The 13098-nt window shown below is 62.5% G+C and carries 13 protein-coding genes; 10 read left to right on the top strand and 3 right to left on the bottom strand.

Features of this window, described 5'->3' with window-relative positions; translation table 11 throughout:
* The first annotated feature begins 138 nt into the window (after positions 1 to 138).
* Positions 139 to 870, top strand: coding sequence for a thioredoxin family protein (locus tag FFS45_RS24665; RefSeq protein ID WP_212745756.1), 732 nt, complete (start codon positions 139 to 141; stop codon positions 868 to 870).
* Between the two features lie 19 nt (positions 871 to 889).
* Here FFS45_RS24665 and FFS45_RS24660 read toward each other — a convergent pair whose 3' ends face one another.
* Positions 890 to 1765, bottom strand: a complete 876-nt coding sequence (locus FFS45_RS24660; protein WP_137957248.1) for a helix-turn-helix transcriptional regulator — start codon at positions 1763 to 1765, stop codon at positions 890 to 892.
* 197 nt (positions 1766 to 1962) lie between these two features.
* Between FFS45_RS24660 and FFS45_RS24655 the strand changes: the two genes are divergently transcribed.
* Both FFS45_RS24655 and FFS45_RS24650 read left to right on the top strand, forming a co-directional pair.
* Positions 1963 to 2781: a carbon-nitrogen hydrolase family protein gene (locus FFS45_RS24655; protein ID WP_137957247.1), complete on the top strand. Its 819-nt coding sequence runs from the start codon at positions 1963 to 1965 to the stop codon at positions 2779 to 2781.
* A gap of 202 nt (positions 2782 to 2983) precedes the next feature.
* On the top strand, positions 2984 to 4345 hold the full coding sequence (locus FFS45_RS24650; protein WP_137957246.1) for an APC family permease: 1362 nt from the start codon (positions 2984 to 2986) through the stop codon (positions 4343 to 4345).
* Positions 4346 to 4431: 86 nt separating this feature from the next.
* Here the strand turns inward: FFS45_RS24650 and FFS45_RS24645 are convergent, their stop codons facing one another.
* Positions 4432 to 4614 (bottom strand): hypothetical protein, encoded by a 183-nt coding sequence (locus tag FFS45_RS24645; RefSeq protein ID WP_137957245.1) that lies wholly within the window; start codon positions 4612 to 4614, stop codon positions 4432 to 4434.
* Positions 4615 to 4855: 241 nt separating this feature from the next.
* The gene (locus FFS45_RS24640) at positions 4856 to 5758 is read right to left on the bottom strand and encodes an NAD-dependent epimerase/dehydratase family protein (protein ID WP_137957244.1); all 903 of its coding nucleotides are present in this window, start codon (positions 5756 to 5758) and stop codon (positions 4856 to 4858) included.
* Between the two features lie 153 nt (positions 5759 to 5911).
* Here FFS45_RS24640 and FFS45_RS24635 point away from each other — a divergent pair, with 153 nt between their 5' ends.
* The 7 genes from FFS45_RS24635 to hutU form a co-directional block, all read left to right on the top strand.
* Positions 5912 to 6799: a LysR family transcriptional regulator gene (locus tag FFS45_RS24635; RefSeq protein WP_137957243.1), complete on the top strand. Its 888-nt coding sequence runs from the start codon at positions 5912 to 5914 to the stop codon at positions 6797 to 6799.
* A 382-nt stretch (positions 6800 to 7181) separates the two neighbouring features.
* Positions 7182 to 8024 (top strand): hypothetical protein, encoded by an 843-nt coding sequence (locus tag FFS45_RS24630; protein WP_137957242.1) that lies wholly within the window; start codon positions 7182 to 7184, stop codon positions 8022 to 8024.
* Between the two features lie 3 nt (positions 8025 to 8027).
* Positions 8028 to 8399 (top strand): hypothetical protein, encoded by a 372-nt coding sequence (locus tag FFS45_RS24625; RefSeq protein WP_249362911.1) that lies wholly within the window; start codon positions 8028 to 8030, stop codon positions 8397 to 8399.
* Between the two features lie 94 nt (positions 8400 to 8493).
* The gene (locus FFS45_RS24620) at positions 8494 to 8979 is read left to right on the top strand and encodes a hypothetical protein (RefSeq protein WP_137957241.1); all 486 of its coding nucleotides are present in this window, start codon (positions 8494 to 8496) and stop codon (positions 8977 to 8979) included.
* Between the two features lie 331 nt (positions 8980 to 9310).
* On the top strand, positions 9311 to 10834 hold the full coding sequence (gene hutH, locus FFS45_RS24615; RefSeq protein WP_171029736.1) for a histidine ammonia-lyase: 1524 nt from the start codon (positions 9311 to 9313) through the stop codon (positions 10832 to 10834).
* A 31-nt stretch (positions 10835 to 10865) separates the two neighbouring features.
* Entirely contained in the window at positions 10866 to 11561 is a 696-nt protein-coding gene (hutC, locus tag FFS45_RS24610) for a histidine utilization repressor (RefSeq protein WP_137957240.1), read from the top strand.
* A 65-nt stretch (positions 11562 to 11626) separates the two neighbouring features.
* Positions 11627 to 13098 (top strand): urocanate hydratase (gene hutU / locus FFS45_RS24605; RefSeq protein ID WP_137957239.1); only part of this gene is annotated, 1472 nt, incomplete at its 3' end.

The raw sequence follows: 13098 nt of genomic DNA, 5'->3' as shown, positions 1-13098 counted from the left end.
GTGTCTTTTTTTGCCTCTGCAGCATTCCTCGCGTCGCGCTTTCTTGACATTCCTCCTTGCCCGGCTAAACATCTGCAGATGATGCAGGACGCCGGGTTCGAACGCTTTTTCGCCTGACCACCGAGGAAGGAGATGCAGATGGAACCGCATAGCACTGTCTCAAGAGAGGAGTGGCTGGTTGCGCGCCGCGCGCTGCTGGCCGAGGAAAAGGCCTTCACGCGGGCGCACGACGAACTCAACCGCAAGCGTCTCGCGCTGCCGTGGGTCAAGCTCGACAAGACCTATAGCTTCGATACGCCGCAAGGCCGCAAGACGCTCGCCGAACTGTTCGACGGGCGCAGCCAGTTGATCGTCTATCACTTCATGCTGGGCCCGGACTGGAAAGAGGGCTGCCCCGGCTGCTCGTTCCTGTCGGATAGCGTGGATGGCGTGCTGCCGCATCTTGAACATCACGATGTCTCGTACATGGCGGTTTCACGTGCGCCGCTCGAAAAGATCGAAGCGTTCAAAAAGCGCATGGGTTGGCGGTTCCGCTGGGTGTCGTCGCAGGGCAGCGATTTCAATTTCGACTATCACGTGTCGTTTACGCCCGAAGAAATCGCCAAAGGCAGGGGCTTCTATAACTTCGAGGAGCAGGACATCTCCGGCGACGAAGCGCCTGGCCACAGTGTTTTTTACAAGGACGAGGCGGGCGATATTTTTCACACCTATTCCAGCTATGCGCGCGGCGGCGAGCCGTTTATCGGCACCTACACGCATCTGGATATCGCGCCGAAGGGCCGCAACGAAGCGAAGAACCTCGGCGACTGGGTCAAGCATCACGACCGTTACGAAGACGCGCCGGGTGGCTGTCCGGCGTGCGGGTCATGAGCGACGCCTGCGTGCGGCGCTACGGCGCCCGATGCCCCGCCTCGTAGAACAGCGCAAACAGTTCCGACTGGGAATTGATGTTGAGCTTCGTATAAATGTGCTTTTTATGGGCGCGTACGGTTTCGAACGAGATGGACAGCTTCTCGGCAATCGCTCGTGTCGAGAAGCCGCTTAACGTCTGCATGGCCACTTCCACTTCGCGCGCCGTGAGCGGGGCACGGCCGCCGGCCTGGGACACTTGCGCGAAGCGCGCTGCATAAGTCGGGGGCGCGTTAGCTTCCAGGGCCTGACTGCTGCTTTGCTCAGTGAGGAGTCCACACTCATTCACTTCACTCTCCGGCGCAGCGCTCGCCGCTGCCGGCAGGCCGAACGTCTCATGCGGCAGCCGCTGCCGCATCAAGGCCAGCACCCAGGGCGCGCACAGCCCGAGCACGGCAAGATCGCGCTCGCTATAGCGGTGCGTCGCACCCAGTGAAAACGCCAGCGTATGGCGTGCATCGATGCGGTAGTTGAAGTGCACCTCGTCGCCGACGATGTTCTTCCTGAAATAGCGCTGATAGTAGGAGGTCATCGTGAAGTTGTCCGGCGCAACGTCGGCCAGCGTGACGAAGCCCGATGCTGGCCGCTCGCAGGCATCGATGTAGAACGGATCGAGCTGATACAGCGCCTCGAGATAGTCCTGGAACATTGCATCGACCGTGCCGTCGGGCGTGGGCGATTCAGCGCACACGAGCGGTGCTTCGGTGGGCGCGAAACGCAGCGCTACCCAGTTGTCGAAGGCGACGTAGCGTTCAAGCGCTCGCGTGAGGCGGGTCCAGAATTGCGTGCTGTCGAGCGCTTCGATGACGGCGCCTATTTCGCGGTGAAAGGCGAGGTCGCGCCAATCGAGTTCCATGCCTGCTCCGTTGAGGGTACCCCAGCCGGGTGATTCCCCGATAAATATGTCTGGTGATAATAGCCCGAAGCGCAACGCTTGCGGCCTGAAACAAAAAGGGCCGCGACTGCGCAGCGGGCAGGCAACCATGCCAGGCAAATTGCATAGGGCCGGAGTCAGTGCCAAGGCACTCACGCTGGCCGACACAGGAGACAGACATGCAGCTCGAACTGGCGCAGATTCCCGTTGTGGATGGCGCGACCGATACCAATGTGCAACGCGTGCTGGAGGTGATCGGCAAGCGCGCGCCCGGCACCGATCTGATCGTGTTTCCCGAGACCACGTTATCGGGCTTCCCGAGCCGCGATACGGTGGCCGATGTGGCCCAGCCGCTCGACGGCGCCGCCTTGACGCGCGTGCGCGACGCCGCTCGCGAGGCGGGCGTGGCGGTTGCGGTGGGTCTCGCGGAGCGCGACGGCAAGCGCTTCTACAACACGACGGTGCTGATCGACGAGCAGGGTGAACTGGCGCTGCGCTATCGCAAGACGCATTTGTGGGCGTCCGATGTCGGCGTGTTCGAACCGGGTGACCGCTACGAAGTGTGTAGCTTCAAAGGGATGATCGTCGGCCTGCTGATCTGTTACGACATTGAATTTCCCGAGACCGCGCGCGCGGTTGCATCACTCGGCGCGGACCTGCTCGTTGTCACCAACGGCAACATGGATCCGTTCGGCCCGGTGCATCGCCGCGCCATCGTGGCGCGCGCCATGGAAAACCAGATGTTCGCCGCGCTCGTCAATCGCACGGGCAGCGGCGACGACAACCTGACCTTCTCCGGCGAGTCGGCGCTGATCGATCCATTCGGCGAAGTGGTATGCGAAGCGGGTAAGGGCGCGACCGTCCTGCAGGCGACGCTCGACGCGGCGCGGCTGGAAGGCGCGCGCGAACACTATCGCTATCTGCATGACGCACGCATTGCGCTCGATCTCAAGACGCTCGACGACGAAAACGGCCAGCGTGCCCGCTTGATCCGGTAGCCCAGCGCGCTGGGGTGCGCCCGCCCCGGTGTCGCCTGAGCGGACATCGTCACACCAGAAGTTGCCGCACCCAACCTGTTTCACCAACCGGGTGATGCGGCTCGTCCGTATCACATACAACTACTCGCAGCACCGCCCATTCGCCCGGCCACGCTGGCCAGCGGGTTTCGGCAACCGTGTTGCATGGGACTGGAGACATGACATGACGACCCTATCACCCGCCGAACGCGCGGGCACGCAAACCACGCACCTCAAACGCACGCTCGGCCTGCCGTCGGTGTTGCTGTTCGGCCTCGCCTATATGGCGCCGTTGATCGTGTACGGCACCTACGGCGTGCTCGCCGGCGCGAGTGACGATACCGCAGCGCTGGCTTACCTGATCGCCTTGATTGCCATCGTGTTTACCGCCTTGAGTTACGGCAAGCTCGCGCGGCTGTTCCCGGTTGCCGGTTCCGCTTATACCTACACGCGCAAGACATTCAGCCCGCATCTGGGCTTCATGATCGGCTGGGCGACGCTGCTCGATTACTTCTTCCTGCCCATGGTGATCTGGCTGATCGGTGCGGCTTATCTGAGCGCAGCGTTTCCGCATGTGCCCAACTGGCTTTGGATTGTCGCCTTCATCGTGCTGACGAGCGTGCTGAACATCCTCGGCATTGAACTGGCGAACCGCTTCAACATTGTGCTGATGGTCGTGCAACTGGCGATCGTCGCGCTGTTCGTCGTGCTGTGCTGCCACTATGTGACCGCGGCGATGGGGCCGGGCGGCCTGATTTCCGCCGAGCCGTTCTTCAAACCGCACGTGCCGTTTTCGGCGACCATGGCGGGCGCGGCGATCGCGGCTTACTCGTATCTCGGCTTTGACGCGGTCTCGACGCTGACCGAAGAAACCATCGAGCCTGAGAAGACCATGCCGCGTGCGATCGTGCTGATTGCGCTGATCGGCGGGGCGATCTTCGTGATTGCCGCTTATACGGTGCAGCTTGCGCATCCGGGCGCGGTATTCAAGGACCCGGATTCCGCCGCCTTCGAAGTGGCGCGCAAGGTGGGTGGGGATATCTTCGTGACCGTGTTTCTGGCGGGCCTGATTCTCGCGCAGTTTGCCTCGGGCATCTCGGCGCAGGCGAGCGTCGGACGCCTGCTGTATGCGATGGGCCGCGATGAAGTGCTGCCGCGGCGGATCTTCGGGTTCGTGCATCCGAAGTTCAAGACGCCGGCCATCAACATTGCCATCGCCGGGGCGGTAGGGCTGATCGCATTGAAGCTCGACGTGGCGACTTCCACCTCGTTCATCAACTTCGGCGCGTTCTTGGCGTTCACCGCGGTCAACCTGTGTGTGATGCGGCAGTATTTCCTTGCACGAAGCAGTGCGCAAACCATGGGCGTGATCGGCGGCCTGCTGTTCCCGCTGCTGGGGGCGCTTGCCGATCTGTGGCTGCTGGTGAGTCTGGAGAAGACGGCGCTGGTGCTGGGCGCGATCTGGTTCGTGCTGGGGCTCGCGTATCTCGCCTGGCTCACGAGGGGTTTCCGCCGTGCGCCGCCGGAGGTGGCGGCGGCGTTGTAGGCGGGTGGGGCGCCCGGCGTGCACGATGACTTTCTGCCGGTGCCGGCGGCCTTGCTTTGATGCGGGGCTGCTGTTTTATATCACGGCTACAGAGACATTTCGAAGGCTGGCTTGAGGAACAGTTCGATCGCCATGACGATCAGTCCCATCGCCGCGGCGGCGAGCGTCAGCGTGCCGTATTCGTCGTAGCGCGCATCATAGAGGCACGCCACGACGAACAGGATCGCGAGGAAGTTGGTCAGCCAATCGAAATTTAGCGCGAGGCTCATCGAGGAATCCGGGCTCTAGGGGCGGCTCGCTTTGTCGAAGCGGCTCACTGATTGCGCGCGATTTTAGCGGCTTGAGCTTACGGATTCGCAACATCCCCGCTTACAGGGATTACGCCCTGGAGGGCGCCCTTGGGCGCCCGGAAGAAGTGCCCTTGGGGTGCGCCCTGGAGGGCGCCCATAGGGCGCCCGGAAGAAGTACTCTTGGGGTGCGCCCTGGAGGGCGCCCCTCGGCGAATTTCCCCTACGCGCTCATCATCTCGCCTTCAATCCACTCGAGCACCGAAGTACGCTGCGGTTGCCAGCCCAGCAGTCGCCGCGCCCGTTCCCCGCGCACCCGGCTATTCGAGCCTAGCCCGTAGTTCGCCATTTCATAACCCCACTCCCGTTCGGCGTCCTTGAGCGGCCAGTCTTGCGCCGGGCCCAGTTTCATCGCACGGGCAATTGCGGCGGTCATGTCGCGGAACGACGCCTCGCCGCTCTCGACAAAATAGAACGTGCCGGCCGGCGTCTTCTCCAGCGCGAGGCGATACAGCTCGACCACGTCGTCGATATGCACGTTCGACCAGATGTTGCCGCCGCTGCCCACGTGCCGCACGATGCCGCTTTTCTGCGCCTGACGCACGAGACGCGGCAATTGCACGCTGGCGCTGCCGGCCACCTTGCCGTGCCCATAGATCAGCGTATTGCATAGCACTGCTGAGCGAATGCCTTGCTGGGCCGCTTCGAGCACCAGCCGGTCGATGCCGACGCGCGCTGCCTTATCGGCGGTCGGCTCGGGCAGCGCATCTTCGCGATAGATCGCGGCCGCGCCCAGTTCGCCGCCCGACGCATCGCCGACGATGCTCGAGCCGCTCGTATGCAGAAACGGCTTGCCGGAGCCGGCGAGGCCTTCGATCAGCGCTTCCACGGCAGCACGATGGTCGCTGCTGGCGGCGTTGATGACAGCATCGGCGGCGCGCGCTTCGGCGATCAGCAGCGCGCGGTCGTCGAGTGTGCCGGTGACGGGTTCGATGCCGAGGCGCTGCAATTGCGCCGCGTGTTCAGGGTTGCGGATCAGGCCGCGCACGGCATGGCCGGCGTTGACGAGGCCCGCGGCGATCGAGCCGCCGATAAAACCGCTGGCGCCGGTGATGAAGATCTTCAAGACGTTCTCCTGAGTGCTGGGATAGCTGCGATAGATGGAGTCACCGCAATCGTCGTAATCGTCAGATTGGCGATGGCATGGACGCAGTATCCGCCGTCTTGATTCTGGCAAAAAGCGTGTTAGTCTCAAATCAATCTTGACCTGAAATCAACAATGAAGACTTCCACCGACGAACTTCTCGTCTTCGTGACGGTGATCGACAGCGGCTCGATCACGGCCGCCGCCGAAAAGCTGCAGCAGACCGTCTCCGGCGTGAGCCGCGCCCTGACGCGGCTGGAGAAGAAGCTGGACACAGCCCTGCTGCGCCGTACCACGAGGCGGCTGCAGCTCACGGAAGAGGGCGTGATGTACCTTGGCCGCGCACGGGCGATTCTCGATGCGATGGAGGAGGCCGAGCAATCGGTCGCAAAACGGCGCGCGCGACCGTCCGGCCGCTTGCGGGTGGATGCGGCGTCGCCCTTCATGCTTCATTGCATCGCGCCGCATATGCGGGAGTTTGCCGCCGCCTATCCGGAGATCCAGCTCGAGTTGACCAGCAATGAACGGATCGTCGACCTGCTCGAACAGAAGGTGGACATTGCGATTCGCATCGGCGCGCTGCAGGATTCGACGCTGCATGCGCGTGCGCTTGGCAGCAGCAAGCTGCGGATCGTGGCGAGTCCGGGGTATCTGGCCGAGCGCGGCGAGCCGGATTCGGTGGAGGCGTTGCGTGCGCATCGTCTGCTTGGGTTTACTGCGCCGGAGCATTTGAACCGCTGGCCGTTGCGCGATGGGGGGCGCGCGTCGCTGAAGATCGCGCCGGCCATGACGGCGTCGAGCGGAGAGACGATCCGCCAGTTGGCGTTAAGCGATGGCGGCATTGCGTGCCTAGCCGATTTCATGACCCTCGCGGACGTGGCCGGCGGGCGGCTCAAGCCGATCCTTGAAGACCTGCTTGAGGATGAGCGGCAGCCGGTCAGTGCGGTGTTTTATCAGAGTGCTGCGCTGGCCGGGCGCGTGCAGGCGTTTCTGGATTTTATTGGGACGCGGTTGCGGTTTTAGGAGGGCGAACCGGTTCGTCTGGAGCCAGTTTCTTGGCTGTCGGCTTTTCGCTTTGCGGAAGCCGGCAACCGGACTTTCTCCTGTCGGTTCATGTAAGTCCCGGCGTAGCGAGACAGGAATTTTCTGTGCAGAAAGGGAGGCGGTGAATATCCCGAAAACATGGACGCCCTGCAGTCTGCTAGGTTTATGCCGCCGCTAATGATTCAGCGTGGCAACGCGTTGAAGCCCTTGGTTGCACCAGGAATCGCCTGTCACAACCAGCAAGGTAGATTTGCCCATGTCGCAATGGAATACGCTCTCGGTCCCACTGGGACGCAGTTGGCAATGTACGTTGGTGTTGGCCGATCAATATCGCACTCGGGCGGGAGACACATTGCGGTTTATGCGGGACGATGCAGAAATCCGGCAGCTTGAGGAGGATCGCCGGGATTTTGACCGCTATTTCCGGCCACGTGATGATCCAGGAACCGTAACTGGAGGAGCAGGGATACGCGAAATTCGGTCGTTTCTGAGCAATACGTTGAATGTAGCCCACTGGAATCTGCCGACCGACAACACGACGGTCGAGCGCATGCTCAGGCAGGCTGTGAAACATGGTCGACTGGTGCCTGTTGTCAATCGCGAATGCGGATCCTTAGTTCGTGTGTCCCGCCCAACGCCCTCGCCGTTGCGGTGGCCGTCGAGTGGAGGTGGATATGGCGGGGGTAGTAAGCAATTGACCGCCTTCGCAAACGCCGGTCCCCGTCCGTTCGTGTTCAGCGGAGAACCTGTGCTTTCCGGGCCGTATGACCCAGCTACGCGGGAGGCCCAGATCAGCGCCGCGCGAGGCGCGATGACTGTAAGTGATGGTGGCAGCGATCTGTTCGGCGTGCTTGAAAGGATTGCGGGTGCCGCGCTCGGCATTGATTCTGGCGCCGATGAAGCTGCCGGGGGGAACGACGAGGCATTTACGCTACTCGCTGACGAACAGCCGTTCGAGTACGGTAAGGATCTAGTCAGTGCCGAAAGCGAGGAGATTGCCGGTATGCCGTTCAACGGCACGCCCGGATCGTGGATATCGAGCATGCCCGGGACGATGCCGCAGATGCGCCAATATGGCGCTAACGGAACCCCACTGACCGACTTCGACCTTGAGTCCCACCACGGAAACCCCAACCCGCACGCGCACAATTGGGTCGGGCATAACCGTGACGCGGGCGCGCCCGTTTCAATACTCCCCTGGTAGAAAATGACCCAAACAACCCTTGCAACCTGGAATCATTTCCACGACTGGTACCTCGACACCATACGCATCGGGCCGAATCAGGAGCCTCGTACACTGGCGCTGGGCCTGTATCTTGAAAGCGCCCGCACGACTGTGACGTTTGAAGGGGTAACGTGCTTTAGTGTCGAGGGTCTTGGGCTGCTTAACATTGTGTACAGCCTGCGGATTATCGATGCGTCCGACAAGAATTACGACATGGCGATTGCCGCCCTGAACAAGGGAGAGCGACTTTCGAAACGCAAGGCGTCTCAGGTCGCGTTCATGTATTCCAGCTTGGGCGCGGAACTGGCTATCGAATTCGATTCGCTTTCTGTTGCGCACACTAATGGCGAATAAGTCAGGCACGCCAGCTTCACGACGAAATAAGCGGGGAAGGTCTCGGCTATCATGAAATTATGGAACGCGCACAAGATATGTTCGGAGCCGGCCAATGACCAGCACTAGGGAATTGATTGACACTCGCCTTTCCGTGCTTGTTGGACTCGACGTGAGCAGCCTTAATCACGCTGCAGACATGCTCACACTTCAATTCGGTCCCTTGCGGGAAACCGTGACCCGCAAAGACACGATGAAGCGCGTGGGTGAGTGGGCTTTACATGTTCAATGCCGTTGGCAAATTAAGCAGCTTGGCGCGGTCGTGGCAACGCAGGACGATCTTTACGGCCCTGACGAAAAGGCTCGCCTTGCGACGCAGCGGCTTGAAGATTTGCTCGTGAGCTCGCGCTTAACAACCGTGGAAAGCCTGGCGGGAAGCGAATCCGGGGCTCTCTGTATTTCGTTGTCTGCGGGCCTGCAACTCGTTATTACGCCGGAAGGGATGCCCAATAACGAGGATTGGCGATTTTTCGCACCGGGTGCCGATGCCAACCACTTCGTGATCGAAGGCGGTGCAGTCGATCCCTATTCGCTTATCTGACACGGCAAACCTCTAGCCGGAACAGGTGCCGGGGACCGGCACCGTACCGGCAACCCCTCCGCCCACCCGCATCTCTTTTTGTCCGCTTGCCTCCCAATCCCCCTCACGTGTATATACAAGTCATCGCGTAGATGACGGCGCTAGCGTGCACCCGCCTCTGGCGCAGGGGCCAGCATCGATTCGCCAACCACCAGCGAAAACCATGCCAGCCAACCATTAGGGCCTAATGGAAACCCCTAACCCCGGGATATTAAAAATAAGTTGTATATACAAGCTGGCGACGCTAGACTTCTCTCAAATTGTATAGACAGGACCCTTCCAGGACTCTCCCATGATGATTCTCAAGCCCGGCCACCTGACCCTCCCGCAACTGCGCCAGATCGCCCGTGAACAGGTCACGCTGCAACTCGATCCCGCCAGCTTTGCCGCTATCGACGCCTGCGCAAAGGCCGTTGCCGACATCGCCGCGAAGGGGGAGCCGGCTTACGGCATCAACACCGGGTTCGGGCGTCTCGCCAGCACGCATATCCCGCACGACCAGCTCGAACTCCTGCAACGCAATCTGGTGCTCTCGCACGCCGTCGGCGTGGGCGAGCCGATGTCGCGTCCGGTCGTGCGTCTGTTGATGGCGCTCAAGCTGTCGAGCCTCGGCCGCGGTCATTCGGGCATCCGCCGTGAAGTGATGGACGCGCTGATCACGCTGTTCAACGCCGACGTGCTGCCGGTCATTCCAGTCAAGGGTTCGGTGGGCGCTTCGGGCGACCTCGCACCGCTCGCGCATATGTCGGCCACGCTGCTCGGCGTGGGCGAAGTGATCGCCAAGGGCGAGCGCATGGCCGCCACCGAAGGCCTGCGCCTCGCCGGCCTGAAGCCGCTCACGCTGCAGGCGAAGGAAGGTCTGGCGCTGCTCAACGGCACCCAGGCATCGACCGCGCTGGCGCTCTACAACATGTTCGCCATTGAAGACCTGTACCGCACCGCGCTGGTGGCGGGCGCGCTGTCGGTGGACGCGGCGGCCGGTTCGGTTGCGCCGTTCGACCATCGCATTCACGAACTGCGCGGTCATCAAGGCCAGGTGGATGCGGCGGCGGCATACCGGTCGCTGCTCGAAGGCTCGGGCATCAATCTGTCGCACCGCGATTGCGGCAAGGTGCAGGACCCGTACAGCCTGCGCTGCCAGCCGCAGGTGATGGGCGCGTGTCTGGACCAGATGCGCCACGCCGCCGACGTGCTGCTGGTCGAAGCCAATGCCGTATCGGACAACCCGCTGATTTTCCCGGACACCGGCGAAGTGCTGTCGGGCGGTAACTTCCACGCCGAGCCGGTGGCGTTTGCCGCCGACAATCTCGCACTGGCCGCCGCCGAAATCGGCGCGCTCGCCGAGCGTCGCATCGCACTGCTGATCGATTCGACGCTTTCCGGCCTGCCGCCGTTCCTCGTCCGCGATGGCGGCGTGAACTCGGGCTTCATGATCGCGCATGTCACCGCGGCGGCGCTCGCCTCGGAGAACAAGACGCTTGCGCATCCGGCTTCGGTCGATTCGCTGCCGACCTCGGCCAACCAGGAAGACCACGTGTCGATGGCGACGTTTGCCGCGCGCAAGCTCGGCGACATCGCGGAGAACACCGCCAACATCCTGTCGATCGAACTGCTCGCCGCCGCGCAGGGCGTCGATCTGCGCGCGCCGCATCAGACCAGCCCGCGCCTGCAGCATGTGATGAACACGGTGCGCCATGAAGTCGCGCACTACGAGCTCGATCACTACTTCGCGCCGGATATTGCCGCTGTCACGCGTCTCGTGCAGAACGGCACAATCGCTTCGCATAGCCCGTTCGCGTTCCCGTCGGAACAGTGACCGGGCGCACGGCATCGAGAGCAGATCCAGCATGAACGCACCGGCCTATCAGGGGATCAAGGACTTCATCCTCGCCCGCATTCACGCGGGCGAATGGGGTGAGGGCGACCAGGTTCCTTCGGAAAACGAGCTCGCCCGCGAGTTCAACGTGGCGCGCATGACGGTCAACCGCGCGCTGCGTGAACTCACCTCCGAGCAGGTGCTCACGCGGGTGCAGGGTTCCGGCACCTTCGTCGCGCGGCCGAAGTATGAATCGACGCTGGTGGCGATCCGCAGCATCTCGGATGAGATCGTGGCGCGCGGTCATCGCTACCAGGCGAAGGTGCTGCATATCGGCGCGGCGATTGCCGACGAGGCGCTCGCCGACGAAATGCAGATGAGCGCCGGCAGCCCCGTGTTTCATTCGCGCGTGCTGCATTTCGAGAACGACGAGCCGGTGCAGCTCGAAGAACGCTGGGTCAATCCGGCAGTCGCTCCGGAATATGCCTTGCAGGACTTCACCAACACCACGCCTAACCAGTATCTGGTGCGCGTCGCGCCGCTGCAGCGCGTCGAGTACCGCATCGAGGCGTCTGCGGCAGATGCCGACACGCGGCAACTGCTGACCATGGACGAGCTCGAACCATGCCTTGTGCTGCACCGGCGCACGTGGTCGCAAAGCCTCGTGGCATCGGTGGCCAATCTGTGGCACCCCGGCAGCCGTTATCGCTTCACTGGACATTTCTGATTTCGCAATTCCGATCCGCGTCTTTTACCTGATTCCCGAGTACTTTCCAGCCTCCGAGAGCCACCATGAACAACCCCAAGCATATCGACCCGCGTCTCGACCCGACCCGTACGATCCGCGCCCCGCGCGGTGTCGAGAAGACCTGCAAGAGCTGGCTCACGGAAGCCGCTTACCGGATGATCCAGAACAACCTGGACGCGGAAGTCGCCGAGCATCCGCATGCGCTGGTGGTGTACGGCGGCATTGGCCGCGCCGCGCGTAACTGGGATTGCTTCGACCAGATTCTCGCCTCGCTGAAGGATCTCAACGACGACGAAACCCTGCTGGTCCAGTCGGGCAAGCCGGTCGGCGTGTTCAGGACGCATGCCGACGCACCGCGCGTGCTGCTGGCGAATTCGAACCTCGTGCCGCACTGGGCGACGTGGGAGCACTTCCACGAACTCGACCGCAAGGGCCTGATGATGTACGGCCAGATGACGGCGGGCAGCTGGATCTACATCGGCAGCCAGGGGATCGTGCAGGGCACCTACGAGACTTTCTTCTCGGTGGCGAACCAGCATTTCAACGGCGACCCGAAGGGCCGCTGGATTCTGACCGGCGGTCTCGGCGGCATGGGCGGCGCGCAGCCGCTCGCCGCGACCATGGCGGGCTTCTCGATGATCGCGGTCGAATGCGATGAGACGCGCATCGATTTCCGTTTGAAGACGCGCTACGTGGACCGCAAGGCGAAGACGCTCGATGAGGCGCTTGCCATCGTGGCGGACGCGAAGAAGGCCGGCAAGCCGGTCTCGGTCGGCCTGCTCGGCAATGCGGCGGACGTGTTCGCCGAGTGCGTCGCGCGTGGCATCACGCCGGACTGCGTGACCGATCAGACCAGCGCGCACGATCCGATCCACGGTTATCTGCCGCAAGGCTGGAGCGTGGAAGACTGGCGCGAGCGCCAGAAAACCGCGCCGGACAGCATCACCCAGCCGGCCAAGCAGTCGATGGCGCGCCAGGTGCAGGCCATGTTGACGCTGCAGGAGCGCGGCGCCGCCACGCTCGACTACGGCAACAATATTCGTCAGATGGCGCTGGAAATGGGCGTCCAGAATGCCTTCGACTTCCCGGGCTTCGTGCCGGCGTATATCCGGCCGCTGTTCTGCGAAGGCAAGGGGCCGTTCCGCTGGGTCGCGCTGTCGGGCGATCCTGAGGACATCTACAAGACCGATGCGAAGGTCAAGGAACTGATCCCCGACGATACGCACCTGCACAACTGGCTCGACATGGCGCGCGAGCGCATTGCGTTCCAGGGGCTGCCGGCGCGGATCTGCTGGGTCGGCGTGAAGGATCGCTATCGTCTGGGTCAGGCGTTCAACGAGATGGTGAAGAACGGTGAGCTGAAGGCACCTATCGTGATCGGCCGCGATCACCTCGATACCGGTTCGGTGGCAAGCCCGAACCGCGAAACCGAATCGATGAAGGACGGCTCGGATGCGGTCAGCGACTGGCCGCTGCTCAACGCGCTGCTGAACACGGCGGGCGGGGCGACCTGGGT

The sequence above is a fragment of the Burkholderia sp. 4M9327F10 genome (assembly GCF_005503145.1).
Lineage (GTDB): Bacteria > Pseudomonadota > Gammaproteobacteria > Burkholderiales > Burkholderiaceae > Paraburkholderia.
Note: the sequence above shows the minus strand (reverse complement) of the source record. Positions and strands in the feature narration are given on the sequence as shown.

Coding starts and splice junctions, on each gene's coding strand:
- hutC (WP_137957240.1), top strand. CDS start 10,866: ATGAACGCACCGGCCTATCAGGGGATCAAGGACTTCATCCTCGCCCGC.
- FFS45_RS24650 (WP_137957246.1), top strand. CDS start 2,984: ATGACGACCCTATCACCCGCCGAACGCGCGGGCACGCAAACCACGCAC.
- FFS45_RS24630 (WP_137957242.1), top strand. CDS start 7,182: ATGCGGGACGATGCAGAAATCCGGCAGCTTGAGGAGGATCGCCGGGAT.
- FFS45_RS24660 (WP_137957248.1), bottom strand. CDS start 1,765: ATGGAACTCGATTGGCGCGACCTCGCCTTTCACCGCGAAATAGGCGCC.
- FFS45_RS24635 (WP_137957243.1), top strand. CDS start 5,912: ATGAAGACTTCCACCGACGAACTTCTCGTCTTCGTGACGGTGATCGAC.
- hutH (WP_171029736.1), top strand. CDS start 9,311: ATGATGATTCTCAAGCCCGGCCACCTGACCCTCCCGCAACTGCGCCAG.
- FFS45_RS24625 (WP_249362911.1), top strand. CDS start 8,028: ATGACCCAAACAACCCTTGCAACCTGGAATCATTTCCACGACTGGTAC.
- FFS45_RS24665 (WP_212745756.1), top strand. CDS start 139: ATGGAACCGCATAGCACTGTCTCAAGAGAGGAGTGGCTGGTTGCGCGC.
- FFS45_RS24620 (WP_137957241.1), top strand. CDS start 8,494: ATGACCAGCACTAGGGAATTGATTGACACTCGCCTTTCCGTGCTTGTT.
- FFS45_RS24655 (WP_137957247.1), top strand. CDS start 1,963: ATGCAGCTCGAACTGGCGCAGATTCCCGTTGTGGATGGCGCGACCGAT.
- FFS45_RS24645 (WP_137957245.1), bottom strand. CDS start 4,614: ATGAGCCTCGCGCTAAATTTCGATTGGCTGACCAACTTCCTCGCGATC.